This window comes from Paraburkholderia largidicola, from assembly GCF_013426895.1.
In the GTDB taxonomy this organism is placed as follows: Bacteria; Pseudomonadota; Gammaproteobacteria; order Burkholderiales; family Burkholderiaceae; genus Paraburkholderia; species Paraburkholderia largidicola.
Genome location: NZ_AP023176.1, coordinates 2,267,653 through 2,293,017, shown reverse-complemented (window position 1 = coordinate 2,293,017; position 25,365 = coordinate 2,267,653). Strand labels below are relative to the sequence as shown.

The 25,365-nt window shown below is 64.1% G+C and carries 18 protein-coding genes; 8 read left to right on the top strand and 10 right to left on the bottom strand.

What is annotated here, in order from left to right; genetic code table 11:
- Positions 1-40: 40 nt before the first annotated feature.
- The 8 genes from PPGU16_RS39020 to katG form a co-directional block, all read right to left on the bottom strand.
- Positions 41-901, bottom strand: coding sequence for an ABC transporter ATP-binding protein (locus PPGU16_RS39020; protein ID WP_180726133.1), 861 nt, complete (start codon positions 899-901; stop codon positions 41-43).
- 23 nt (positions 902-924) lie between these two features.
- Positions 925-1,818 carry an ABC transporter permease gene (locus PPGU16_RS39015; protein ID WP_180726132.1) on the bottom strand — a complete coding sequence of 298 codons (894 nt, stop codon included), beginning with the start codon at positions 1,816-1,818 and terminating at the stop codon, positions 925-927.
- A gap of 24 nt (positions 1,819-1,842) precedes the next feature.
- The gene (locus tag PPGU16_RS39010; protein ID WP_243460710.1) at positions 1,843-2,706 is read right to left on the bottom strand and encodes an ABC transporter permease; all 864 of its coding nucleotides are present in this window, start codon (positions 2,704-2,706) and stop codon (positions 1,843-1,845) included.
- Between the two features lie 11 nt (positions 2,707-2,717).
- On the bottom strand, positions 2,718-3,800 hold the full coding sequence (locus PPGU16_RS39005) for an ABC transporter substrate-binding protein (RefSeq protein WP_180726131.1): 1,083 nt from the start codon (positions 3,798-3,800) through the stop codon (positions 2,718-2,720).
- Between the two features lie 71 nt (positions 3,801-3,871).
- Positions 3,872-4,681 (bottom strand): class I SAM-dependent methyltransferase, encoded by an 810-nt coding sequence (locus tag PPGU16_RS39000; RefSeq protein WP_180726130.1) that lies wholly within the window; start codon positions 4,679-4,681, stop codon positions 3,872-3,874.
- Positions 4,682-4,918: 237 nt separating this feature from the next.
- Positions 4,919-5,626, bottom strand: a complete 708-nt coding sequence (phoU, locus tag PPGU16_RS38995) for a phosphate signaling complex protein PhoU (protein WP_180726129.1) — start codon at positions 5,624-5,626, stop codon at positions 4,919-4,921.
- A 241-nt stretch (positions 5,627-5,867) separates the two neighbouring features.
- Entirely contained in the window at positions 5,868-7,682 is a 1,815-nt protein-coding gene (locus tag PPGU16_RS38990) for an L-lactate permease (RefSeq protein WP_180726128.1), read from the bottom strand.
- 328 nt (positions 7,683-8,010) lie between these two features.
- Positions 8,011-10,275 carry a catalase/peroxidase HPI gene (gene katG, locus PPGU16_RS38985; protein ID WP_180726127.1) on the bottom strand — a complete coding sequence of 755 codons (2,265 nt, stop codon included), beginning with the start codon at positions 10,273-10,275 and terminating at the stop codon, positions 8,011-8,013.
- Positions 10,276-10,625: 350 nt separating this feature from the next.
- Here katG and PPGU16_RS38980 point away from each other — a divergent pair, with 350 nt between their 5' ends.
- The 7 genes from PPGU16_RS38980 (at position 10,626) to PPGU16_RS38950 (ending at position 17,885) form a co-directional block, all read left to right on the top strand.
- Positions 10,626-12,215 (top strand): FAD-dependent monooxygenase, encoded by a 1,590-nt coding sequence (locus tag PPGU16_RS38980; protein ID WP_180726126.1) that lies wholly within the window; start codon positions 10,626-10,628, stop codon positions 12,213-12,215.
- A 139-nt stretch (positions 12,216-12,354) separates the two neighbouring features.
- Positions 12,355-13,698 (top strand): MFS transporter, encoded by a 1,344-nt coding sequence (locus tag PPGU16_RS38975; RefSeq protein ID WP_180726125.1) that lies wholly within the window; start codon positions 12,355-12,357, stop codon positions 13,696-13,698.
- 40 nt (positions 13,699-13,738) lie between these two features.
- Positions 13,739-14,506, top strand: a complete 768-nt coding sequence (locus PPGU16_RS38970) for an aldolase (protein ID WP_180726124.1) — start codon at positions 13,739-13,741, stop codon at positions 14,504-14,506.
- Positions 14,507-14,593: 87 nt separating this feature from the next.
- Positions 14,594-15,589 (top strand): AraC family transcriptional regulator, encoded by a 996-nt coding sequence (locus tag PPGU16_RS38965; protein WP_180726123.1) that lies wholly within the window; start codon positions 14,594-14,596, stop codon positions 15,587-15,589.
- A 96-nt stretch (positions 15,590-15,685) separates the two neighbouring features.
- A complete protein-coding gene (locus PPGU16_RS38960) occupies positions 15,686-15,946 on the top strand; it encodes a hypothetical protein (protein WP_243460709.1) in 261 nt (86 codons plus the stop codon).
- The gene (locus PPGU16_RS38955) at positions 15,943-16,245 is read left to right on the top strand and encodes a hypothetical protein (protein ID WP_180726121.1); all 303 of its coding nucleotides are present in this window, start codon (positions 15,943-15,945) and stop codon (positions 16,243-16,245) included. Before PPGU16_RS38960 ends, PPGU16_RS38955 begins: the two co-directional genes overlap by 4 nt.
- Positions 16,246-16,250: 5 nt before the next feature.
- Positions 16,251-17,885: a PepSY-associated TM helix domain-containing protein gene (locus tag PPGU16_RS38950; protein WP_180726120.1), complete on the top strand. Its 1,635-nt coding sequence runs from the start codon at positions 16,251-16,253 to the stop codon at positions 17,883-17,885.
- On the opposite strand, the gene PPGU16_RS38945 is transcribed toward PPGU16_RS38950, so the two are convergent.
- Both PPGU16_RS38945 and PPGU16_RS38940 read right to left on the bottom strand, forming a co-directional pair.
- Positions 17,837-20,050, bottom strand: a complete 2,214-nt coding sequence (locus PPGU16_RS38945) for a TonB-dependent receptor (protein ID WP_180726119.1) — start codon at positions 20,048-20,050, stop codon at positions 17,837-17,839. The genes PPGU16_RS38950 and PPGU16_RS38945 overlap by 49 nt on opposite strands.
- Before the next feature lie 696 nt (positions 20,051-20,746).
- Positions 20,747-24,334, bottom strand: a complete 3,588-nt coding sequence (locus PPGU16_RS38940; protein ID WP_180726118.1) for an indolepyruvate ferredoxin oxidoreductase family protein — start codon at positions 24,332-24,334, stop codon at positions 20,747-20,749.
- A 99-nt stretch (positions 24,335-24,433) separates the two neighbouring features.
- On the opposite strand from PPGU16_RS38940, the gene PPGU16_RS38935 reads away from it, so the two are divergent.
- A complete protein-coding gene (locus PPGU16_RS38935; RefSeq protein ID WP_180726117.1) occupies positions 24,434-25,339 on the top strand; it encodes a LysR family transcriptional regulator in 906 nt (301 codons plus the stop codon).
- Positions 25,340-25,365: the final 26 nt, after the last annotated feature.

The following is a 25,365-nucleotide window of genomic DNA, read 5'->3' as shown; positions in this document are numbered from 1 at the left end:
CACTGTAGTTTCCTTGATCGACGTCGAAAGAACTCGGGCTTCACCACGCCAGGCGCCATTCGGTGATGCGTGGCTCGTGCGCGTTGGCACGCAGACCGCTGCCAGGCGTGGTGTGATCCGCGGGCGCGGGCTGGTCGCTGAAATCGGCGAGGATCTGCTCGCGCAGCCGTACGAAGCGGGCATCGCTGCGCTCGCGCGGGCGCGGCAGATCGACATGCGCGATACGCTTTACGCGGCCTGGGCGCGGCGCCATCGTCACCACGCGGTCGCCCAGATAGATCGCTTCGTCGACGTCGTGCGTGACGAGAATCATCGTGATCCGTTCGTGCTGCCAGATGCGCTGCAATTCGTTTTGCAGACGGCCGCGCGTCAGCGCATCGAGTGCGCCGAACGGTTCGTCGAGCAACAGCACGCGCGGCCGGTTCACGAGTCCTCGGGCAATCGCGACGCGCTGCGCCATGCCGCCGGACAACTGATGCGGATACGCGTGCTCGAAGCCTTCCAAACCGACGAGCGCAACGTGCTCGGCAACCGCTTCGCGCTTTTGCTGCGTCGAAAGCGGCGCGTTGCGCAACGCGGCAAGAATGTTCTGCGAAGCCGTGAGCCACGGAAACAGCCGGTGATCCTGAAACACGATGCCGCGTTCGAGCGACGTGTCGCGCACGCGCTCGCCGTCGACACGGATCTCGCCGCGATAGTCGCTGTCGAGTCCCGCGACGAGCCTCAGCAGCGTCGACTTGCCGCAACCGCTCGCGCCGAGCACGCTGACGAATTCGCCCTGCGCGATATCGAGCGAGATATCGTCGAGCACGAGCAAGGTGCCGTTCGCTTCGTCCTGCTGCGCATAGCGTTTGCTGACGTTGCGGATGCGGATGCCTTCGGAGACGGTGGTCGTCGTCATGTGCGGTTTCCTCGATGTCGATGTCATGGAGCGGCGCGTTCGCGCGACACGCCGGTGCGCCGCGCGAGCACACGCCGTTCGACGCCGCGTGCGAGCGCGTTGAGCACCCAGCCCGTCACGCCCACGACGATGATGCCGAACAGCACCAGATCCATCCTGAACTGCTCGCTGCCGTCGATGAGGGTGTTGCCGATCCCGCTGCCCGCGACGAGCAGGTATTCGGCGCCGAGCGTCGCGAGCCACGAGTAGATCAGCGCGAGATAGATACCCGTGAAGATCGACGGCAGCGCGGCGGGCAGGATTACGAAGCGGGCCATTTGCAGGCGCGAATAGCGAAACGCGCGCGCGACTTCGACATAGCGCGGCGACACGGCGTGGATGCCGTCGCAGGTATGCGCGGCGACGGGCAGCAGCGCGGCCAGCGACAGGAATACGACTTTCGCCATGTCGCCGAGACCAAACCACACGGAGATCAGCGGTATCCATGCAAACAGTGAGATCTGCTTGAACGTGTCGAACGTCGGGCCGATCAGGCGCGTGGCGACGCGCGAGAAGCCGAGCGCTGCGCCGAGCAGCAGGCCGCCCGCCGTGCCGATCACGAAGCCGCTCGCTTCACGCGCGAGCGAAGCCGACAGCGCACGCAGCAACGCGCCGCTCTGAATCTGCTGCCACGCGGTGCGCGCAACATCGGCAGGGCTGACGAGCAGGCCGCTCTTGACGAGATGCAACGCCGACACGAGCCACCACAACGCGAACGCCGCGAGCGGCAGCACGAGGCCGCGCCAGTTGAACGCGGAAAGACGCTGTTTGAGTGCGGACTGACGCTCGGGCTTGACGGGTGCGTCGCAACTGCAAGGCGGCGGTCCGCTGGCTTTGCGCGGCGAAAAGAGACGTGGAAGCGGACGTGTGGATGGCATGACCTGTGTCCTCGATCGAATGATTCACTCGCGGAATGCCGACGGTTGTCCGCGCCGCAGACGGGCTTCGAGCGCATCGAGTGCGCGGTTGATCGCAAAGCCGATTGCGCCGACGATCACGACGGAAGCCATCACGAGGTCGAGCTGAAAGAGCTGCCGGCCGTACACGATCAGATAGCCGAGCCCTTCTGACGACGCGACCAGTTCCACCACGACGAGCGCGAGCCACGCCTTCGTGAACGCGAGACGCACGCCCGTGGCGAGCGTCGGCACGGCGGCGGGCAGCACGATGTACACGACGCGCTGCAAGCGGTTGTAGCCGAACACGCGCGCGACTTCATCGAGCGTGGCGGGCGTGTTGCGCACGCCTTGCATCGTGCTCAACGTGACGGGCACGAGCGCGGCATGCGCGATCAGGATGTACTTGAGCGGTTCACCGACGCCGACCAGCAACAGCAGAAACGGCAACCAGCCCAAGACGGGAATCTGCACGAGCGCATTGAAGGCGGGCAGCAAGTAGGCTTCGACGGTGCGCGACAAACCCAACGCAGCACCGATCAGGAAGCCCGCGAGCGCGCCGACGCCGAAGCCGACCAGCACGCGTTGCAGGCTGACCAGTGTGTTGCGCGCCAGGTCGCCGCTGATCGCAAGGTCGTACAGTGTGTCGAAGACCTGTTGCGGCGGCGGAAGAATTTGCGGCGCAATCCAGCCCCGCGCGCAACCGATGCTCCATAGCGTGAACAACACGGCAGGCAGCAGCCACGGCGCGAGATGCCACACGACCGCGCGCACGCGACGTTGCGCCTGCTCCGATGCCGCGCTGGCCCGCTCCTGGTCCGAGGTGGCGCGCTCCGTAATGGCGGCCCACTGATCGATTGCCTTGCTCATCGCGGACTCCGTCAACCCAGCGGTTTGCCTTGCGCGTCGTAACGCGTCCAGTAGTGCTCGAGCGATTGCGTGCGCAGTGCGTTGTCGAGATAGCGCGTCTCGAACCAGCCGTCGACTTCGACGGGTTGGCGGATCAGCTTCAGCTTGAGCGCGTCGCTTGCCACGGCCTTGTAGCGCGCGACGATGAACGGATCGATGAGCGGCGAATTGCGCGACTTCAGGCTGTCCTTGCCGAACTCCGCCTGCCACGACGCATAGCTGACGCCGCTCTTCGCCCACAGCTTGAAGAGCGCGTCGCGGTTCGCCTCGTCGGATGACCATTGCGCGCCTTTGACGAACGCATTGACCACACGCTGCACGACGTCGGGATGCGCCTTGTCGAAGTCGTCGAGCACGAGCAGATGCGACTGTCGCGTGAACTGCGGGCCGTCCGTCTGCGATTCGTAGATGATCTTCGCGAGACCCTGATCGCGCAGCTTGTAGAGGTGATAGTCGTTGACGGACGCGTCGATGCCCTTCGACGACAACGCCGCCAGCGAACTCGCCGAGTCGAGATTGATCACGCGCAGATCGCGTTCGTCGAGCTGGTTGGCGGCGAGCACGTTGTCCGCGACGAGTTGCAGATTGGTGCCACGGAAGATCGATACGCGCCGGCCTTTGAGGTCCTTCACCGATTGCACGTTCGAATCGGGCGGCACGGCGATCTTCACGCCGACGCGCACGCCGGACTCGAGCAGAATGTGCGTCTTCAAGCCATTGGCGCGACCGAGCACGGAAGGCAGGTCGCCCTGAAACGCGAAGTCGAGCGATTTGTCGGCGATCGCTTCGTTGACGGCGGGCCCCGCGCCCTTGAAGAACAGCCATTCGACCTTGATGCCGTCGGCGGCGAATTCCTTTTCGAGCAGTTGCAACTGCTGCACCGTCGCGGCGGGCGAACCGCCGAACGTCGGCGGATCGCCCGCGCCTTGCTGCGCGACGCCGATGCGGATCACGGCGGGTTTATCGGCATACGCCTGCGGCACCGTGAAGGCAAGCGCGGTTGCGAGCAGAACGGACTTCACGAGCGTGAAGGTGCGTCGGAATCGGTTGTCCATTGAATGAGCGAATGCAAGCGGAAGAAATGATGAAGGGCGGGCGCCGAAGGCAGCGAACCGTCGAGGTGCGATCAGTGCGCGAGCGGTTTGCGAGCCGTCGTGAAGATCAGGCGGCGCGTCAGCTGCAGACCACGCGGACCGCGATGCGCTTCGAGCGCGGCGGCGAGGCGCTCACGCAGACGCGCGACGTGCGGATCAGGCAGCGACGACAGGAAATTGCCGAAGGAACTCGCGCGGCTGAATGACAGCACGTCGTCGACGTTATCGAATGCGTCGTCGAACTCGCGGATCTCGTTGAGCGTGGGTTCGAAGCCCACGGTGGCCAGCAGCGTGACCGTGCTGTCGCGCGTGAGCTTGTTCGGCGCGCCGATCTCCGCGTGCTGCGAGGCGGGGTCGTCGGCGATCAGCGCGTGCAGCACGCGATGCAGGTCGTGCGGCACGTCTGCGGGCATGGTCGTGAAGCCGATCCGGCCGCCCGGTTTCAGCACGCGCCATGCTTCGCGCAATGCCTCTTGCTGGTCGGGAATCCAGTGAATCACGCTGTTCAGGTAGACGACGTCGAAGTGCGCGTCGGCGATGTCCGCCAGTTGCCCGGCACGGCCGACGCGCGCCGCGAAACGGCCTTGCGCGCGTTGCAGCGCGCGCTCGACGCGCAGCGGCAACGGATCGATGCCGAGCACTTCACCTTGCGCGCCGACGCGCTGCGCGGCCGTTTCCGTCAGTCGGCCCGTGCCGCAGCCGATGTCGAGCACGCGTTCGCCTTCGCGCAGGTCGAGCGCGTCGAGCAATTGCAGACCGTGATTGAACTGGCGGATGCCGAGACGATCGTAGTCGTCGGCGAGCTTGGCGGAATCGAGTTGCAGGCTGGGTGCTTTCGACATGAGAGTGAGCGCAGTGGTCGTCTTTGAGCGCTCATTCTTGTCGACGCAGTACGTCGCGACAAGAAAGCATTCGAGCTATTCATATGCGCTGCGATGCTTTCCTGTCACGTTCTGGTGCGGCTGCGTTTGCTATCGTGAACAGGCATCTGCAACAGTGAATGATGCGGATGCCTGGTGTTTCGATTCGCCGCTAATTTGTGTCAAAGCGGTGTGTCAATGCGGTGTGCCGTTGCGCGCTCAGTTCGTCAATGCCTCGCGTTCGAGCTCGCGCAGTGGAATGTGCCGCACATCGCGCCCCTTCACGACGAACACGACGAATTCGGCGATGTTCTTCGCGTGATCGCCAATGCGCTCCAACGCCTTCGCGATGAACAGATATTCGAGCGCGACCGAAATGGTGCGCGGCGTCTCGTTCATGTGCGTCGCGAGCCGCTCGACGATCGCGCGGAACACTTCGTCGATGGCCTTGTCGTCGCGCACGATCTGCGCGGCGGCCACGGCGTCCATACGCGCAAACGCGTCGAGCACCCGATGCAGGATCGTCGACGCCAGTTCACCGCACTTCTTCAGTTCGACCAGCGAGATGGGCGGTGTTCCGCCATGTTCGTCGATGCGCCGCATGCGTTTGGAGATCTTGCGCGCTTCGTCACCCATGCGTTCGAGGTTGGTGACGCACTTCGACATGGCCATCAAGAGCCGCAGGTCGCGCGCAGCCGGTTGCCGGCGTGCAATCACGCGATGGATTTCCTCGTCGATTTCGATTTCGAGCGCGTTCAGCTCGCGCTCGCTGGCGCGGATGTCGTCGACGAGCGCCGGATCATAGGCGTCGAGCAACGACAGACAGCGGGTGATTTGCCGTTCGACTACGCCGCCCATTTCCAGCAGATTGGTCGACAGCATGTTGAGCGAGGCGTCGAACTGACTCGAGAGATGCTTGTCGGACATGATGCGCCCCCTTGCCACACAGGCTCGATGTATGTGATGCGGTATTTCCGCTTGTCGCCACGCTGCGTCGTATTCCGCAGTGTAGAAAACCGTATATATCGTTTTATGTTAACGGCGCAAAAATGCGCACGCAAGCGGGGTTATACCAAGGCGCAAGACCGCGTTGCCTGCGGGCAACGGGCCGGAAGGAGCAGGGGAGCGTTGCTGGCCGTTCGAGGACGGCCAGACGGTCAAGACGGGCTTATTTGCCGGCAGGCGGGATCGGAATCATCCCGGGGAAAACATAGGCCTGCAACATCGCAATCACGCCGATTAACGCGGCGCCGGCAATGGAATGGAAGAATACCGTGCGGAAAATAGGGCCGAGCGCGAATGAGCGCTCCTTCGGGTCGTCGTAGCAGGCCGCGCACGCGACCATGATGGACTGCGCGTCGATCATCTTGCCCATCACGCCGCCCGTCGAGTTGGTCGCCACGATCAGGATCGGGTTCAGATTGAGCTGCTGCGCCGTGATGCGCTGCAGGCTGCCGAACAGCGCGTTCGACGCCGTGTCGGAGCCCGTCAGGAACACGCCGAGCCAGCCGAGGAACGCCGCGAAGAACGGGTAGAGCACGCCCGCGCCCGTGAACGCGAGGCCGAGCACGGCGTCGGTGCCTGAGTAGCGTGTGAGGAATCCGAGGCCCAGCACCTGGGCGATCACCAGCACGGGGATTTTCATCCGGCGCATGGTTTGAATGAAGGCGTCTTTCCACTGCGTGGCGCTCAGCCTCAGCACGAGACCCGACAGCAGCGCTGCAACGAAGACGCCCGTGCCCGCCGCCGACAGCCAGTTGATCGTGAAGCGCGCTGCTTCCGCTTTGGCGTTGGCGGGCACCACGGGCGGCATCCGTTGCACGAGGTTGTGCAGCGCGGGCATGTCCCAGACGGGCAGCGACAGCGTGCCCTTGAAGGGGGAGCCGAGCAGCGTCGTCGAAAACGTGACGCCCGCGAACAGGTTGTTGAGCAGCTTCTTGAACTCCGGCACGCCCCACAGCGCGCAACAGGCGATCAGGATCACCCATGGCATCCACGCATAGACCGTTTCCGCCGCTGAATACGGGTACTTCCATTCGCCGCGGTCCGCCGTGACGGGTGTCGTGCCCTTGCCGGCGCGCGCGAGCGCTTCGCGTTCATCGCGCAGCAGGAAGCGCGTTTTCGGATGCCACACGAAGCGCAGGAACAACGCCGTGCAGATCACCGAGAACACGCCGGATACGACGTCCGTCATCAGATGCAGCGCGGGGCTGCCCGACGCGTAGAACTGCATGAGCGCGAACGATCCGCCTGCGCAGAGCATCGCGGGCCAGACTTCGAAGACTTCTTTCCACGATCCGCCTTCCATCTTCACGAAGGTCGCGACCAGCCAGAAGGGTACGAGGACCGAGACGAACGGCAATTGATGGCCCGCCATCGCCGACAGCGTGACCTGATCGAGCTCGCTCACGGCCGCGAGCGTGACGATCGGCGTGCCGATCGCGCCCCACGCGACGGGCGCCGTATTCGCCAGCAGATTCAGCACGGCGGACTGGAACGGCCGGAAGCCAAGCCCGACCATCACGGCGCCCGCAATCGCAACAGGCGTGCCGAAGCCCGACGTGCCTTCGATGATCGCGCCGAACGAAAAAGCGATCAGCACGCATTGCAGCCGCCGATCGAAGGAAATATGGACGATCGATTCCTTCACGATCTCGAACTTGCCTGTCACGACGCTCATCGTGTACAGAAACATGGCGGCGAGCACGATCCAGATGATGCCGAGAAAGCCGGAAAGCGAGCCGAGCGCAAACGCGGAAACGGCCGACGCCACCGGCATTCTGAAGACGAGACACGAGATGATGAACGCGGCGATGACGCCGAAAAACGCCGCATACGGCGCGGAGATGCCCAGATGCACGTTGCCCTGCGCGTCGCGGTGGCGGTGCAGGGCGATGAAGTACAGCAGCGTCAGGATCGGGATCGCGGCAATGATCGTGGAAAGGAATGCATTGCCCAACGGGTTATAGGTTTGCTGGTACATGGCTTTCCTTCCTGATCCAGGGATTCACGCCCGTCCTGCCATGGGCGGCCCGCGCCGCAGCGGCGCTCGATCCTTACAAATTCCCGACCAATGCTTGTGGTATAGCGGGACGAATCGTCGATTTCAAGTTTTGTGGCCGCCTCGGCGCATGTTTGCGAGGCTTCCTGGACCAGGAAAGCGATGTCGAGCGGTGCGGGTTTTCGCTCATATCGCGCCAGAACAGACACTGCAGTTCGCGTGATGCGCGGTGCGCAAAAAATAACGCGGTGCGTTGCCGCTTCAACGGCGAACGCACCGCGCATTCAACAGCTGCAACGGCAGCAACCGCTCAGGCCAGATCGAAGCGGTCGAGGTTCATCACCTTCACCCATGCTGCAACGAAGTCGCGCGTGAACTTCTCCTGCGCGTCCTCGCTCGCGTAGACCTCGGACAGCGCGCGCAATTGCGCATGCGAGCCGAAGATCAGATCGACGCGTGTGCCCGTCCACTTCACTTCGCCCGTCCGGCGGTCAGCGCCTTCGAACACCTCCCGTGCAGGCGACGTGGGCGTCCATTCGGTGCCCATGTCGAGCAGGTTGCGGAAGAAGTCGTTGGTCAGCGTTTCCGGACGCTTCGTGAACACGCCGTGCGTATCGGCGCCCGTGTGCACGTTCAGCACCCGCAAGCCGCCGATCAGCACCGTCATCTCCGGTGCCGTCAGCGTCAGCCGTTGCGCCTTGTCGATCAGCAGCGCTTCTGCCGGCACGTCGTACTTGCCCTTGACGAAGTTGCGGAAGCCATCGGCGAGCGGCTCCAGCACGGCGACGGATTGCACGTCGGTCTGTTCCGGCGACGCGTCCATGCGCCCCGGCGTGAACGGCACGCTGACGGGATGCCCGGCGTTCTTCGCGGCCTGCTCGATCGCCGCGCCGCCCGCCAGCACGATCAGATCGGCGAGCGAAATCTTCTTGCCACCGGACGCCGCGCCATTGAACTCGCTCTGGATGCCTTCGAGCGTTGTCAGCACCTTCGCCAGCTGCCCGGGCTGATTGGCCGCCCAGTCCTTCTGCGGCGCAAGGCGGATGCGCGCGCCATTGGCGCCGCCGCGCATGTCTGAGCCGCGGAACGTCGACGCCGACGCCCATGCCGTCGACACCAGCTGCGAGACGGAAAGCCCCGAAGCCAGCACTTTCTGCTTCAGCGACGCAATGTCGTTCTCATCGACCAATGGATGATTCACGGCGGGAATCGGGTCCTGCCAGAGCAGTTCTTCGGCGGGCACTTCCGGGCCGAGGTAGCGGGCGCGCGGCCCCATGTCGCGGTGCGTCAGCTTGAACCAGGCGCGCGCGAAGGCATCGGCGAATGCGTCCGGGTTCTGCATGAAGCGCCGCGAGATCTTCTCGTACTCGGGGTCGAAGCGTAGCGACAGGTCAGTGGTGAGCATCGTCGGCAGCAGCTTTTTCGACGGATCGTGCGCGTGCGGGATCGTCGCCGCTGCGCCCTTGGCGACCCACTGGTTCGCACCAGCCGGGCTCTTGGTCAATTCCCATTCATGGCCGAACAGGTTCTCGAAGAAGCCCATGCCCCATTGCGTCGGCGTGGCCGTCCAGGTGACTTCCAGGCCGCTCGTGATCGTGTCGCCGCCCTTGCCGCTGCCGAAGCTGCTTTTCCAGCCCAAGCCCTGATTTTCGAGTTCGGCGGCTTCGGGTTCGGCGCCGACGTTATCGGCGGGACCGGCGCCGTGCGTCTTGCCGAACGTGTGGCCGCCCGCGATCAGCGCCACGGTTTCCTCGTCGTTCATCGCCATGCGGGCGAAGGTTTCGCGGATATCGTGCGCGGCGGCGAGCGGATCGGGATTGCCGTCCGGTCCTTCCGGGTTCACATAGATCAGGCCCATCTGCACCGCGCCAAGCGGATTCTCCAGATTCCGCCCGCCATCGGTGCGGCTGGTTTCCTGGCCGTGCAGTTCCTCGTCGGCGACGAGCACGCCTTCGTCGCCTGCGTCGCGGGGCGCGGCGGCCTTACCGTAGCGAACGTCGCCGCCCAGCCAGGTTTTTTCATTGCCCCAGTAGACGTCCTGGTCCGGCTCCCAGGTGTCCACGCGGCCGCCCGCGAAGCCGAAGGTCTTGAAGCCCATGGTTTCGAGCGCGACGTTGCCGGACAAGATCAGCAGATCGGCCCAGGAAATCTTCTGGCCGTATTTCTGCTTGACGGGCCAGAGCAGGCGGCGGGCTTTGTCGAGGCTGACATTGTCAGGCCAACTGTTCAGCGGCGCGAAACGCTGCTGGCCGCGACCGCCGCCTCCGCGTCCGTCGCCCGTGCGGTATGTGCCGGCGCTATGCCACGCCATGCGGATGAACAACGGTCCGTAGTGGCCGAAGTCCGCGGGCCACCAGTCCTGCGAATCGGTCATCAGCGCGGCGAGGTCCTTCTTGACGGCGGCGAGGTCGAGGCCCTTGAACGCCTCGGCGTAGTCGAAATCCTTGTCCAGCGGATTGGACCGGCTGGAATGCTGGCTGAGCAGATCCAGCCGAAGCTGCTTCGGCCACCAGTCGCGGTTGGTCGTTCCGCCGCCAGCGGTTTGAATGAACGGGCACTTTGCATCGCTTGCCATGCGTCGTCTCCTTGGGAGGGTGTCTCCACTATGCGTTTTACGATGGTGTCGGGCTTGCGCGACAGAGCGCGGCCCCGCGCCAGCGCGTCGGGTCACGAGCGCGGCGGGATGTGCGATTACGCATATCGCCGCGATGTCGGCGCATCTGTCCGGTTTCAATATATGCGACGGCGAAGGGCAACTGAATTCGTTTGCGGCAATGCCGCCAATAGCTCGCCGCTATAGCGCGCGAGCGCATTCACTGCGGACTTGCGCTGATACCTGGTGCCGTATCGCCTATTCTTTTTGGGTTTGCGTGACAGTTCGCCCTGATTCCATTTGAGTGCGCGATGAACCGTGAGGAGCGGAACATGGAAGACGTGGATGTGCTCGTCGTCGGTGCGGGTCCCGTCGGCTTGCTGCTCGGCACCGAATTGCAGCGCGACGGCGTCGCCGTGAGCGTGATCGACACGATGCCGGCGAGAGGATTCTTCTGCAAGGCGCTCGGCATTACGCCGCGCACGCTGGAGATCTTCGACGATCTGGGAATCGTTGATCGCGCAATCGAGGCGGGTGTCTGGCTCACGGGCGTCGAGACGTGGGTCGACGGGGCGAGGGTGGCCACGCGCAGCATGCAGGTGCCGGAGCAGGGCTTGCCCTATGGGTCGCTTTCGCTTGCGCAGTACGAGACGGAGCGGCTGCTCGAAGCGGCGTTCACCGAACATGGCGGGCGCGTGCACTACGGTTTCAAGCTCGACAGCTTCGTCGAAACGGACGAGGGTGTCGAAGCGTTTCTGACGGGGCCCAAGGGCGAGGCGCGTACGGTGCGTTGCCGATGGCTCGTTGGATGTGACGGCTCGCATAGCAAGGTGCGTTCGGCATTGGGGCTGTCATATGAAGGCGCGCAATTTCCGCAGACTTTTGCGCTAGCCGATGTGGACGTCGACTGGGATCATCCGCGCGGGCCGATGTACCGCTTTGAATGGAGCGATGCGGCGCGCGCGAAAACCAGCGTGGCGGCGGTGCCCGTTCGCGGATCGGTGCGGCGCTACCGGCTGTCGATGATCGTGCCTGACGAGCATTCAGCCTCACTGGCGGGCGTTGCCGCACCCGATTTCGACACGATGCGTGCGCTGCTGTTGCCTTCGCTGCCCGAAGGCACGCAGTTGTCTTCGATGCGCTGGTCGTCGGTGTATCGGGTGAGCCATCGCATCGCGTCCGGGTATGGACACGGCCGCGTGTTCATTGCGGGCGATGCCGCACATATTCATCCGCCCGTCGGCGGTCAGGGGATGAATACGGGTTTGCAGGACGCGCACAACCTCGCATGGAAGCTCGCGTACGTGGCGAAAGGTCTTGCGCATTCCAAGTTGCTCGACAGTTATTCGGCGGAACGTCATCCCGTCGGCGTGGATGTCGTGCAGTCGACGAGCGCGGCGCTCAACGCCGTGCTCGCCCGCCAGGCCGCCAATCCGGCGATGCGCGAGACGCAGTTGCTGGTGACCTATCGCGGCAGTCCGATCGTCGCCGACATGTGCGCGGATGCGGACCCGGAGTTGCCCGCACCCGGCGACCGGCTGCCTGATGCGTGTGGTTTGTCGCAGCGCTTCGTGGGGCGCCCGCGACGGCTGCATGAGTTCATCGGGCATGGACGGCATGTGCTGCTTGGTTATGTCGATGCGGCTGGCGCGCAGGTTGATGCGTTTGTCGATGGCTACCGGGCGCTCGCCGGGTTGTTGCCGGATGCGGCCTCGGCTGTGCTGGTTGCGGCGCCCGGCTGCGACGTGTCGGGCGGCGAACTGACGACGGTGTTGACGGATACAAAGGGCGAGTTTGCGGCGGCATGTCGCGCGTCGGGCGGCATGGTGTGGATCGTGCGGCCGGATGGGCATATCGGATGGAGAAGCGGCCATTGCTCGGGCGATGCGGTGAAAAACTGGGGACGCGTTCTTCGCGGATAAGCCCGATCGTGACGCAAAAACATCCGCGTCGCGCCACATGGAGTGCACCCGCAAACAAGACATCGGTTCGCGCATGGACAAATCCTCGGGCGCGTCAAAAACGATACTGCAGGCATCACACCCCACGCCCGAGGTCCCCATGTCCACGCCTGCCCGCGCCCGCTGGCCGTATGTGTTTGTCTCCGCGTTTCTCGGCACGGCCATCGAGCAATACGACTTCCTTCTCTATGGCACGGCCTCGGCGCTGGTGTTCAACCGGCTGTTTTTCCCGAACCTCGATCCGCTCGCGGGCACGATCGCATCGCTCGGCACGTACGCCGCCGGTTATTTCGCGCGCGGCGCGGGGGCGCTGATCTGCGGACACTTCGGCGACAGGATCGGCCGCAAGACGCTGTTGATGGTCACGCTGCTCGTGATGGGCATCGCGTCGACGCTGGTCGGCTGCTTGCCGACGTACGCGTCCATCGGCATCTGGGCGCCGATCCTGCTGACGACGCTGCGCGTGCTCCAAGGCTTCGCCATCGGCGGCGAGCAGAGCGGGGCGATCGTGCTCGGCGTCGAGAGCGCGCCGGCGCATCGACGGGGACTGTACGGCAGCTGGAGCAACTCCGGCAGCTACGGCGGCGTGCTGCTATCGACAGGCGCGCTGCTGCTGACCTCGCTATTGCCCGAGCCCGCGTTTCTGTCATGGGGCTGGCGTCTGCCGTTTCTGTTCAGCGCGGTGCTGGTGGTGATCGGGTTGATCGGTCGCGCGCGTCTGCCGGAAACCGTCGAGTTCGCGCAATTGCAGGCGCGTCACGGCGTGTCCCGCTTTCCGCTCAGAGACCTGATGCGCGACCATGGGCGCGCTGTGATGATCGTCTTTATGGCGCGGCTGGGTGAAATCACGTGGTCGGTGTTCGTGGTGCTGTTCGCGGTCGCGTATGTCACGGTGCAGCTCAAGCTGCCGAAATCCGTGATTCTCGGCGCGATCATGAGCGGCGCGGCGCTCGGCGTTTTTATGGTGCCGTTCTTTGCGGCGCTGTCGGACCGTATCGGGCGGAAGCCGATCTATCTCGCCGGTTTGATCGCGTGCGCGCTCTACGTGTGGCCGTTCTTTACGATGCTCAATACGCGCGATCCTGTGTGGATCCGCGTCGCCGTCGTGCTCGCGCTCGGCGTCGTGCATCCGATGATGTACGGTCCGCAAGGCGGCTTCTTCGCCGACATGTTCGACGTGCGCGTGCGCTTCTCGGGTGTGTCGATTGGCGCGATCGGCGCGATTGTCGGCGGCGGGATCAATCCGTTGATCTGTTCGTCGTTGCTCGCGCAAGGGCACGGCAATCCGAACGCCGTGGCCACCTACATTACCGCGAGCGCGCTGGTCGCCGCGTGCTTTACGTTCTTCGCGCCGCGACGTCCGCTCGATGCAACGCACGCGGAACCCTTAACTGAGGCGCCGGAACTTCGCCCGAACCCGCTTGGCGACGCACGTTCTGCGTGACGCGCCGTGAAGCAAATACGCCTTCCTAATGGAGCAGTCGATGAATGAACACGACCGGGAACTGAACGACGGCCTCGCCGCGAAGATGGACAGCAAGCTCGAACAGGGCGCATGGGACGCGCGCCAGAAAATCGCGCTTGCGTGCCGGATGCTCGCGCACGAGGGTCATTCCGAAACGCTCGCCGGACAGATCACCGTGCGCGAAACCGACGGCACGTTTCTGACTACGGCAATGGCATACGGCTTCGATGAAGCGACGCGCAGCAACGTGATCCGCATCGACGACGAAATGAACGTGATCGAAGGCCGCGGCATGGCCAATCCTGCGATCCGTTTTCATCTATGGGTCTACCGGCGGCGGCCCGACGTGAACTGCATCGTGCATACGCATCCGCCGTACGTGAATGCTTTGTCCATGACGGGACGTCCGCTCGAAGTCGCGCACATGGACGCCACGCCCTTTCACGACGACTGCGCGTTCCTGCGCGAATGGCCCGGCTTGCCGATCGGCGATAGCGAAGGCGAGATCATTTCGACGGCGCTCGGCAACAAGCGTGTGATTCTGCTGGCGAACCACGGCTTTCTCGCGGCGACGTCTTCGCTGGAAGAATCGGCGTATCTGTCGGTGCTGATCGAGCGCGCGGCGCGCAGCCAGATTCTTGCGCAGTCGGTGGGTGAACTGAAACCCATCGACGCGGCGCGCGCAAAAGAGTCGCACGATTTTCTGCTGCTGCCGAGCATCGTCAAGTCGAGCTTCGCGCTGTTCGCACGACGCGTGATCAAACGGGAGCCGGACGTGCTGTTCTGAACGCGGCGCGGGCCGGAAACCCATGCGAGAATGGGCCGTTGCGACCTCATGATTGTCCAGCGGCGTCCAGGCCGGGAGGATTTCGCCATGCCCGACAGTTCCGCGTTCCGTCTGCCCTACGCGCCGACACTTTTCCCGATGCCGTCGAGCGGTATCGACGAGTTGAAGCGTTCGCTCGATTACATCGTGATGCCGGGCGAACTGCTGTTCGACGGACATGTCGCGCAAGACGAGTTGCGCGCATGCCGGCTGACGGGCGGCGGCGTGCTGGCAACGGCGCACATGGGCCGCCAGGAAGTGCGGCACGACAACGACCATCTGCGCTGGCTCACGGGCGATGACGTCGTCGTGCTGGTCGCGCTGGCGGGGCGCGGCACCGTCACGCAGCAAGGCTGCACGCTGCCGTTCGCAAAGGGCGATATCACGTTTCGGCGGGCACGTGTGCCGTCGGTTGCGCGTATCGACGAACCCGCGCATCTGTTGATGATCCGTTTGCCAATTGCGCGTTTTCTTGGTCAGGCGGTTTCGCGGCATGCGCAGTTCCGCCCGCAGCGCGCGGATGCCGGATCGGGCATCGTGAAGAGCCTGCATTGTTTCGTCGACGAGGTGCTGCCTTCTTTCGAGAGCATGAGTCCCGTCACACTCGCCGCCGCTGAAGAGGCGCTTGTTGCGCTGCTCGGCGCGGCCTATCGGGAAGCGGAGGAAATCGCGCAGCGCACGGGCCGCGAGGCGGCGCCCACCGTCGCGCAACCGCTGCGCTGGGTGCAGCTGACGCGGTTTATCGAAGCGAATCTGTGCGACCCGGAACTGGATGTCGAAGCGTGCGCGTTGGCTTTGGGTGTCTCGAAGCGCTACGTGCACAAGCTCTTCGAAGCGCTCGGTCTGCAGTATGGCAAGTACGTACTGCAGCAAAGGCTTGCGCGGTGTCGCGATGAGTTGCGCAATCCGTTGCTGGCCGGTCTGTCGATCGAACAGATTGCATATCGCAATGGCTTCAACGACGCGGCGCATTTCAGCCGGCGCTTTCGCGACTGCTACGGCGCGTCGCCGCGTGAGTTCCGCAAGCGCGAGAGCTTGCTCTGAGCGATCCCTTCCGGAGCAACCGCTGCTTCGTTGATGTATGATAATGATTCTCATTAAGTCAGTCATTCATCCAGCGTTCCGCCCATGCGCGAGTTCTTGCCGGTTGCGCTCGCGTTTGTCAGCGCGCTTCTCTTCTATCTCGGATCGCCGGGTCAGCAATGGCGCGCCGCGCCGTTGTGGCCGCGCTTGTCCCAAGGCGCGGCGCTCGTCGCCTTTGTCGCTGCCCTGATTCCCGGCATCGCCGCCGGTCATCTGGCAACGACGCTTTCCCTCGTCATCACCACCTTGATGGCCAGCTTCGTCGCGTTTCCGTTCGTGGCGGCCCTGCGCAGACGCGCGTCGGGAACGGCGCGATGAGCGACACCATCCGCGACGTAACGAAGAAACCGAAAGTCGAAGGACACTGGATCGGCAAGACGACGGCGGGCGTGATCTGCGGATTCATCGTCGCGCTGGCGTCGAGCGGGCTGCTCGTGCGGCTCGCGCCGAGCGCTGGTATCGATGCCGCGAAAGCCGAAACGGCGATGCTGTTCGTGCCGCTCGTCTGGACGGGCGTGTTTTCCGTCGCGTATCTGTTTCGCAGCGGTTTGCGCGCGTGGCTCTGGCTCGGCGCAGCGAGTCTCGCGACGCTGGCGCTCTTCGAAATCTGCAAGTAAAGCTCATGCGCACCGATCTCCTACGCGTCTACAAGACCGTGCATACGTGGACCGGCGTGATCTGCGGGCTCGCGCTGTTCATCTGCTTCTACGCGGGCGCGATCACGATGTTCAAGGATCAGCTGATCGACTGGACCACGCCGCGCGACAGCGTGCATCAGCTGATTCGCGTCGAAGACTCGCCGAAGCTGATCGAGCAGGTGCTCGCGACGCAGCCCGACGCACGCAAGTATCTGTCGCTGCGTTTTCACGATCGCGATCACGCGTGGCTCACATGGCCCACGCACGGCCGCACGCAGCGCGCGACGGCCACGCTCGATGCGAACGGCCAGTTGCATGTCGACACGACGCATCCGTCCGATGTCGCGCAGTTCGTCAACGTGCTGCACATGACGGCGGGCGTGCCGGGCGGCTTCGATGTCGGCATGGGTGTGATGGGCGTGGTGTCACTGCTGTACGGCCTGGCGCTGGTGTCGGGCGTGATCGTGCTGTTGCCGACGCTGATCAAAGACCTGTTCGTGCTGCGTATCGGCAAGAACCTGAAGCGGATGTGGCTCGATGCGCACAACGTGGTCGGCATTCTGAGCTTGCCGTTTCATCTGGTGATGGCGCTGTCGGTGGTGGGCTTCGGGCTGCACGACTACATCTACAGCGCGCAGGACAAGCTGATCTACGACGGCAAGCTGCAACCGATGCTCGTCGCCCAGAATCCGTTCTTCGGCAAGGCACCTGTGAAGCCAGAACAGGACGCGACGAAACTGCTCGCGCCCACGGCTTTGCTCGACAGGGTGCGCGCGCAGGCGCCAGGCTTCGAGCCGGAAGAACTGACATGGCGGCGCGCGGGACAGCCTGGCGCAACAGTTTTCGTGCGAGGCGAAGCCCCGGATTACCTCGCACGCAGCGGCGGCTTCGCGCTAATGGACCCCGTCAGCGGCGAATTCGTGAACCACAAGTTCCTGCCCGGCGACGGCAATGGCGACAACTGGGCTGCTGCCACGAGTGCGATTTACGCGCTGCATTTCGGCAGCTACGGCGGCGCGCCGATTCAATGGGGCTACTTTCTGCTCGGACTCGCCGGTGCGTTCCTGTTTTACTCGGGCAATCTGCTGTGGATCGAAAGCCGGCGCAAGACGCAGCGCGCGGAGAACCAGAGCATCGCGCAGCGGCGCTCGGCGAGCTTTCTCGCGTCGTTGACGGTGGGTGTGGCGCTCGGTTGCATCAACGGCATTGCGTTGAGCCTCGTCGCAGCGAAGTGGCTGAGCGGCCATGTCGCGGATATGCACCAGTGGCACGCGTCGATCTACTACACGGTGTTTCTCGTGTGCATTGCGTGGGCGTTCGTGCGCGGCGCGCCGCGCGCGGCCGTCGAACTGCTGCTGTGCGCGGTGATTGCCACGGCTGCGCTGCCGTTGACGAGCGTCGCCGGCTGGCTGTTTCCATCGACGAACTGGTGGGCGGGCGGCAGCGACGGCTCGCTGGCCGTCGATATCGTCGCGGCGCTCGGCGCCGCATGCTACGCGTGGATGTGGCGCGCGACGGCCAGACGCGTATCGATGGGGCGCACCGACAGCGTCTGGTTCGACCGCTCGCGTCAGAAGTCCGTGGTCAGCGACATCAGCAACGTACGCGGCTTGCCCTGAGTCAGGTAAGCGCCCGTCGTCGATGACCAGTACGACTTGTTGGTGATGTTCTCGACGGTCGCGCGGAACGTCGTCGTGTGCTTGAAGACGGTCGTCGTGTAGCGCGCGCCGAGATCGAAGGTGTCCCACGCCGGAATCGACAGCTTGTTTGCCGCATCCAGATACTGATTGCCCGTGTGGACCCACGCGGCCGTGAACGTCAGGCCCGGGACCCACGGCAGATCGTATTCGCCGCCGATGTTGAACAGATACGCCGGCACGCCGATCGGACGATAACCATCCGTCGCGCCCAGGTTCGTGTCGAGCTGCTTCGCGTTGAGCAGCGTCGCGCCCGCCAGCAGGCGCACGCCCTTCACCGGCTCGCCATACACCGACAATTCGATCCCGCGATGACGTTGCGTGCCGTTCGTGCCGAACACGTTGGTCGTGCTATCCGTGTAGGCCGTCGGTTGTTCGATCTGGAACAGCGACAGTTCGCCGCCGAAATGATTCGTGTCGTACTTCGCGCCGACTTCATATTGCTTCGAGCGGCGCGGCGACAACGTCTGGCCGACGTTGCTCGCGCCGAACGGCGCCGTCTGGCCCGCTGCGAGCGACTCCGCGCGATTCGCGAACAGCGAGATCCCGCTGGTCGGCTTGACGACGAGACCGAAGATCGGTGTGTTGATCGACTGGTCGAACGTGCTCGAAATCTGGTCCGTGCCGACCGTGTAGTTGTTCTGATGCAGCTGCTGGTGACGCGCGCCGATCGTGAACAGCACGCGGTCGTTGAAGAAGCCGAGCGTATCCGACACGGCGATGCTCTTCGTCAGGATCTGGTCCGCGAGGCTCGGCTCGTCGAAGCTGCCCGCGACGAAGCTGTTCGCCGCCGGCTCGGGCACGATGCCGCCGCCATACAGGCTGGTCGGGAAGGCGCTGCTGAAGGCGAACGCTTCGCGGTCGACGAGGCTCGTGATCGCCGCGCCCAGCGACACCATATGCGTGACCGGACCCGTCGCGAAGCGGCCGCGCACGCCGACTTCCGCCGATTCCGCGTTGGTCGTGCGCAGGATGTCGCCACGCGTGGCCGTCGTGCCCGTGAGCGCGTTGAAGGTCGGCGACGAATAGGTGCCGTCTTCGTGCGAGCGATGCACGCCGCCGCTCGCGTAGGCCGTCCAGCCCGGCAGGAAGTCATACTCGGCGCGCAGGATGCCGACGGTGTCTTCCAGCGTGCTCTGCGTCCACGGCTGCGCGAAGTTGTGCGTCGCCGACGGCGGTTCGGGCACGATGTCGCCCGTCACGGAAACGGTCGAGCGGCCTTGGTCGATGTTCTTGCGCTGATACAGGAAGTCGCCGTACAGACGCAGCTTCTCGCCGCGCCAGTCGAGCGACACGGCTGTGGTCTGGTTGTGGCGGAATTCGTCGTCGATGCTGGTCTGGCCGCCGTCGATCGACCCGTTCACACGAATCCCGAACTGGCCTTCGCTGCCGAAGCGGCGGCCGACGTCGACGTGCGTGCCGATCTGGCCCGACGCCGTGCCGTCGACGGTGACTTGCGTGAGCGGCTTGTCGTCAGCGCGCTTGAGTTCGAGATTGATGCCGCCGCCGATCGCCGAGCCTGTCGGCGATGCGCCGTTCAGGAATGCATTGGCGCCCTTGAACACGTCGACGCGTTCGAGGACATCGACGGAAACGAGCTGGCGCGGCGTGATGCCGTACAGGCCGTTCAGCGACACGTCGTCGCCGTTCAGCTGGAAGCCGCGGATCACGAACACTTCGGAGAAGTTGCCGAAGCCGTAGGCCGGGCGCACGGCGGGATCGTGCGACAGCAGATCGCCGATGCTCTGCGCCTGCGAATCCTGAATCGCCTTCGACGTGTAGCTCGTCATGCTGAACGGCACGTCGCTGAGTTTCTGGTTGCCGAGCACGCCGAACTGGCCGCCGCGCGCAATCTGGCCGCCCGAATAGGTTGGCGCGAAATCGCCGGGCAGGGCTTCCGCCTGGCCTTGCACCTTGACGGTGGGGAGCGTGGCGCCGGCGGCGCCGTTCGAAGGCGTATCGGACGACTGCGCGTGAGCCGTGATGGCGATGCCCATCGTCAGCGGCAGGGCCGCGCAGGCGAACAGATGACGGACAGCAGAATGCAGCGGCCGCACGCGCGGACGCGAAGAATTGGTGGTAGGCATGGTGGCCAATCCCTGAGTAAAACTGTTTTTTGAGGTGACGGCGGGCGTCGACTACTTTTGGTTGGGCGCGAAGCGGTCGTCGTGACGACGGATGCAGGCGAGTGACGCGATTTTATTCAAATAAGAATTATTCGCATATGCGTTTTCAATAAACGCGACGGGCAGGAATGGAAAGCGTTGCTCTGGTGCAACAGGTGGCGGGTGTTGTGTGGCGCGCTCGCGACGCGCGGGCGGCCATGGGCGGGGCGGTGGGGGAAATGAACGTTGCTGCGGCGATACAAACGCTTGCATTACACGAATAGGGGTTTATACTAACTTCTGTCTCCTCCATGTCTCCTCTTGATATGGATTCAGCCCACCGCTTGGTGGGCTTTTCTTTTTGTTCCCCCGGTTTTGTCCCCTCGTATGCGCGCGGCGCGTTGGCTTTCCAGTCACGGGCCAAAGAACGTCTGGCAAAAGTGGCCGGGTACGCGGCACTGCGCCGTTTCTGTTTGCGCGGCGGGCTGGTTCGGTTGCGGTTGATCGACTGCCGAACAGCCGGCGATCAGGCTCGCGAACATGCACAGCATCGCTGCGCTTACGTCCCTTCTGCCGTGTATGAAGAGCCCGAGCATGTCGCACCTCGAAACGCGCATCGGCGAAGCGCCGGGGCTAGCGTTCGCCGCAAGCCCCGGTCCGGCTTTCAACCAACCGATGTTACGCGCTCGCAGTCAATCGCTCCTGCGTCCGGTAGTCTTCGAGCAGCCGTTCTTTCTTTTTCGCCGCTGCCTGGATATTGCGTTCTTTCACATGACCGAAGCCGCGGATATCGTCTGGCAGGCTGGCGAGCTGGAGCGCCACGGGCAGTCGTTCGAGATCTAGCGTCGCGCAAAACTCGTCGACCAAGGCGATGTACTCCGCAATCAGTTGACGCTCGCCACGCCGCTCGGCCGTCTTGCCGAATACATCCAGTGCGGTGCCGCGCAGTCCCTTCATGCGTGCGAGCATGCGGAAGACGGGCAGCATCCACGGACCGAAGCTTTTCTTCTGCAAATTCCCGCGCTCGTCGCGTTTCGCGAGCAACGGCGGCGCGAGATGGAAGCTCAGCTTGTAATCGCGGCCCGGTTCGCCCTCGAACTGTTGACGCAGTTTGTCCAGATAAGCGGGATCCGCGTAAAGACGCGCGACTTCGTATTCGTCCTTGTAGGCCATCAGTTTCGCGAGGCCCGTCGCCACCGCGCGCGTGAGCGGCAGTTTCGCGTTGCCCGCGACCTGCGTTTCCTTCGCGCGGATCCGGTCGATCACGGTGCGATAGCGCTGCGCATACGCCGCGTTCTGATACGCCGTCAACAGCGCTTCACGCGATGCAATCAGCTTGTCGAGCGATTCCGGCATCTGCATGACGATCGCCTGTTGCGCGGCAGCCGGCTTAAGCAGCGCATGAACCGCGGCTTCGCCATGATGCGCGATATAGCGTCCCCAGCTGAACGCCTGCTGATTCTTCTCGACCGATACGCCGTTGAGTTCGATCGCGCGTACGAGGCTCGACAGTTGCAGCGGCAGCCAGCCTTTCTGCCATGCGAAGCCAAGCAGCAGCGGATTGCTATAGATCGTATCGCCGAGCAGTTTCAGCGCGAGCGCGTTGGCGTCGATGAAGGCGCATCCTTCGCCGATGCTGTCGCGTAGCCCCGCTTCCGTCTGCGTGCCAGGGAATGTCCACTTCGGGTTCTTGACGAATTCGGCGGTCGGCGTCGCGCCGCTGTTGATCGCGGCAACCGTCACGCCATGTTGCGTGCGGGACAGCACATCGTTCGACGCCGACACGATCGCATCGCAACCGATCACGAGCCGCGCTTCGCCCGTCGCGATTCGCGTCGCGTGCAACGCATCGGGCGATGACGCGACCTGCACGTGGCTGAGCACGGCGCCGCCCTTTTGCGCGAGCCCGGCCATATCGAGCACGGTGACGCCCTTGCGTTCGATATGCGCAGCCATGCCGATCAGGCCGCCAATCGTCACGACGCCCGTGCCGCCGACGCCCGTTACGAGAATGCCGTACGGCCGTGCGAGCGCCGGGAGCGACGGCATCGGCAGCGCGTCGAACTCTCCATCGACAGCGCCGCTGCCGCGCGCGGCCTTGGGCTTGCGAAGCTGCGCGCCTTCCGCCGTGACGAAGCTCGGACAAAAGCCCTTCACGCACGAAAAGTCCTTGTTGCACGACGACTGGTTGATCTTGCGCTTCGTGCCGAGCGGCGTATCGAGCGGCTCGACGGACAGGCAGTTGGATTGCACCGAGCAATCGCCGCAGCCTTCGCAGACGGCGTCGTTGATGAACGCGCGGCGTGCGGGGTCGGGATACGCACCGCGCTTGCGCCGCCGCCGTTTCTCGGTCGCACACGTCTGGTCGTAGATCAGCACGGTGGTGCCGGGCATCTCGCGGAGCGCGCGCTGCACGGTATCGAGCTGATCGCGATGATGCACATCGACACCAGCAGGCAACACGATGCCCGAGTGATATTTGTGCGGCTCGTCGGTGACGATGACGATACGCTTCGCGCCTTCGGCGTGAACCTGATGCGCGATCTGCGGCACGGTCAGCACGCCGTCGACGGGCTGGCCGCCCGTCATCGCGACAGCATCGTTGTAGAGAATCTTGTAGGTGATGTTCGCGTTCGCCGCGATCGCTGCGCGAACTGCGAGCAGACCCGAATGGAAGTACGTGCCGTCGCCGAGATTGACGAACACATGCTTGTCGCCGGAGAAATGCATCTGGCCGATCCACGCGACGCCTTCGCCGCCCATCTGGCTGAAGGTTTCCGTCTTGCGGTCCATCCACATCGACATGTAGTGGCAACCGATACCCGCAAGCGCGCGCGAGCCTTCGGGCACGTTGGTCGACGTGTTGTGCGGGCAGCCGGAACAGAACCACGGCTTGCGTTCGACGGACACGCGCGGTTTCGCGGCTTCGCGCTCTTTCGCTTCGATGATCGCGACGCGCGCGAGCATCCGCGCCCGGACGTCGTCGGGCAGGTCGGCGCGCGAGAGGCGCCGCGCGACGGCCTTCGCGATCAGCGCCGGCGACAGCTCGTAATGCGCGGGCAACAGCCAGTCGCCGCGCGGCACCGACCATTCGCCGCCTTCATTGTCGCGCTCGTCGAACTTGCCGTAGATCTTCGGCCGCACGTCCTCGCGCCAGTTGTATAGCTCTTCCTTCAGCGCGTATTCGAGAATCTGGCGCTTTTCTTCGACGACGAGAATCTCTTCCAGGCCTGTCGCGAATGAACGTGCATCCTGCGCGTCGAGGGGCCACACGCAGCCGACTTTCAGCACACGCAGGCCGATTTGAGCGCACGTGTCTTCATCGAGGCCGAGGTCGCTGAGCGCCTGGCGCACGTCGAGATAAGCCTTGCCCGCCGTGATGATGCCGAAGCGCGGCGTCGGCGAATCGATCACGACGCGGTTCAGCTTGTTCGCGCGGACATAGGCGAGCGCCGCATACCACTTCTCGTCGAGCAGCCGCGCTTCCTGCGCGAGCGGCGCGTCGGGCCAGCGGATGTTCAGGCCGCCCTCGGGCATCGTGTAGTCGGTCGGCGTGACGATTTCGACGCGGTCCGGATCGAGATCGATCGACGCCGTGGATTCGATCACGTCCGTCACGCACTTCATCGCCACCCATAGACCCGAGTAGCGGCTCATCGCCCAGCCGTGCAGCCCGTAGTCGAGATATTCCTGCACATTCGCCGGATACAGCACGGGAATGCCCGCCGCGATGAACGCGTGCTCCGACTGATGCGCAACCGACGACGACTTCGCCGCGTGATCGTCGCCCGCCAGCACGAGCACGCCGCCGCGCGCGTCGCTGCCGGCGGAGTTCGCGTGCTTGAACACATCGCCCGTACGGTCGACGCCGGGGCCTTTGCCGTACCACATGCCGAACACGCCGTCGCGCGTCGCGCCCGGCCACAGATTGATCTGCTGCGTGCCCCAGACGGAGGTCGCGGCCAGATCTTCGTTGACGCCGGGCTGGAAGACGATGTCGTTGTCGTGCAGATGCTTTTTCGCTTTCCACAGCGACTGATCGAGCGCGCCCAGCGGCGAGCCACGATAGCCGGAAATGAAGCCTGCCGTGTTCAGCCCGGCCTTGCGGTCGCGTGCTTTTTGCAGCATCGGAAGACGCACCAGCGCCTGCGTGCCGCTGATATACACACGGCCTTTTTCGAGCGTGTACTTGTCTTCAAGCGTGACGGGCGTGTCGGCTGTTTCGGCCGCTAGATCGGATGCAATGGCTAGATCGGGCGCATTCATGGCAGGGCTGTCTCCGGGGAATGTGTTTTTCGCCGAGTATAGGAAGCCGATTTGCTATCGTAAAATCACAAATAGACAATTCTGGTATTCGAAAATCAGATGGCGTTCGATCTCACACTCCGGCAGCTCCGCTACTTCGTGGCGGCGGCGCAAACGGGCCAGTTCTCGATGGCGGCGGCCAACGAGCACGTGTCACAATCGGCGATCACCAACGCGGTGCTCGCACTGGAAACCGGCCTCGGCACGCGGCTGTTCGAGCGGCTGCCGCAGGGCGTCACGCTCACGCCGGACGGCCAGGATTTCTACAACCACGCGCGGCGCGTGCTCGACGCCGCGCGCGACGCCGTGCACATGCCGCCGTTCCGCTCGCACGAGATGCGCGGGACCGTGCGCATTGCCGCTTCGTATACGGTGCTGGGCTATTTCCTGCCCGAATTGCTGGCGCGTTTTCGCGCGACGTATCCGTTCATCGAGTTCGACTTGCGCGACATGGAGCGGGCGGATATCGAGCGCGCGGTGCTCGATGGCGATGTCGAGATCGGCGTGGTGCTGCTGTCGAATGTGGAAAAGCTAAGCCGGTTCGGCAGCCAGGTGCTGATCCGCTCGCGGCGGCAATTGTGGGTCGCGCCGACGCATCCGCTGGCGCAAGTGGACGCGCCGTCGCTAAAGGACATCGCGGCGCATCCGTACATCCTGATCACGGTCGACGAGGGCGAGCAGTCGACGCTGCGTTACTGGAAAAAGAAGGGCATCGCGCCGAACGTCGCGTTTCGCACCAGTTCGATGGAAGCGCTGCGCGGGCTGGTCGCGCATGGCTTCGGCGTGACGGTGCTGTCGGATATGGTGTTTCGTCCGTGGTCGCTGGAAGGCAAGCGTATCGACGCGCGGCCCATTACCGACGTCGTGCCGCAAATGGACGCGGGCATGATCTGGCCAAAGGGCGCGCAGTTGAGCGCGCCCGCGACGGCGCTACAGCAGTTTCTGATTCATGCGTGCGGCACGTGAACGATGTTGGCACACGCGAGACACGC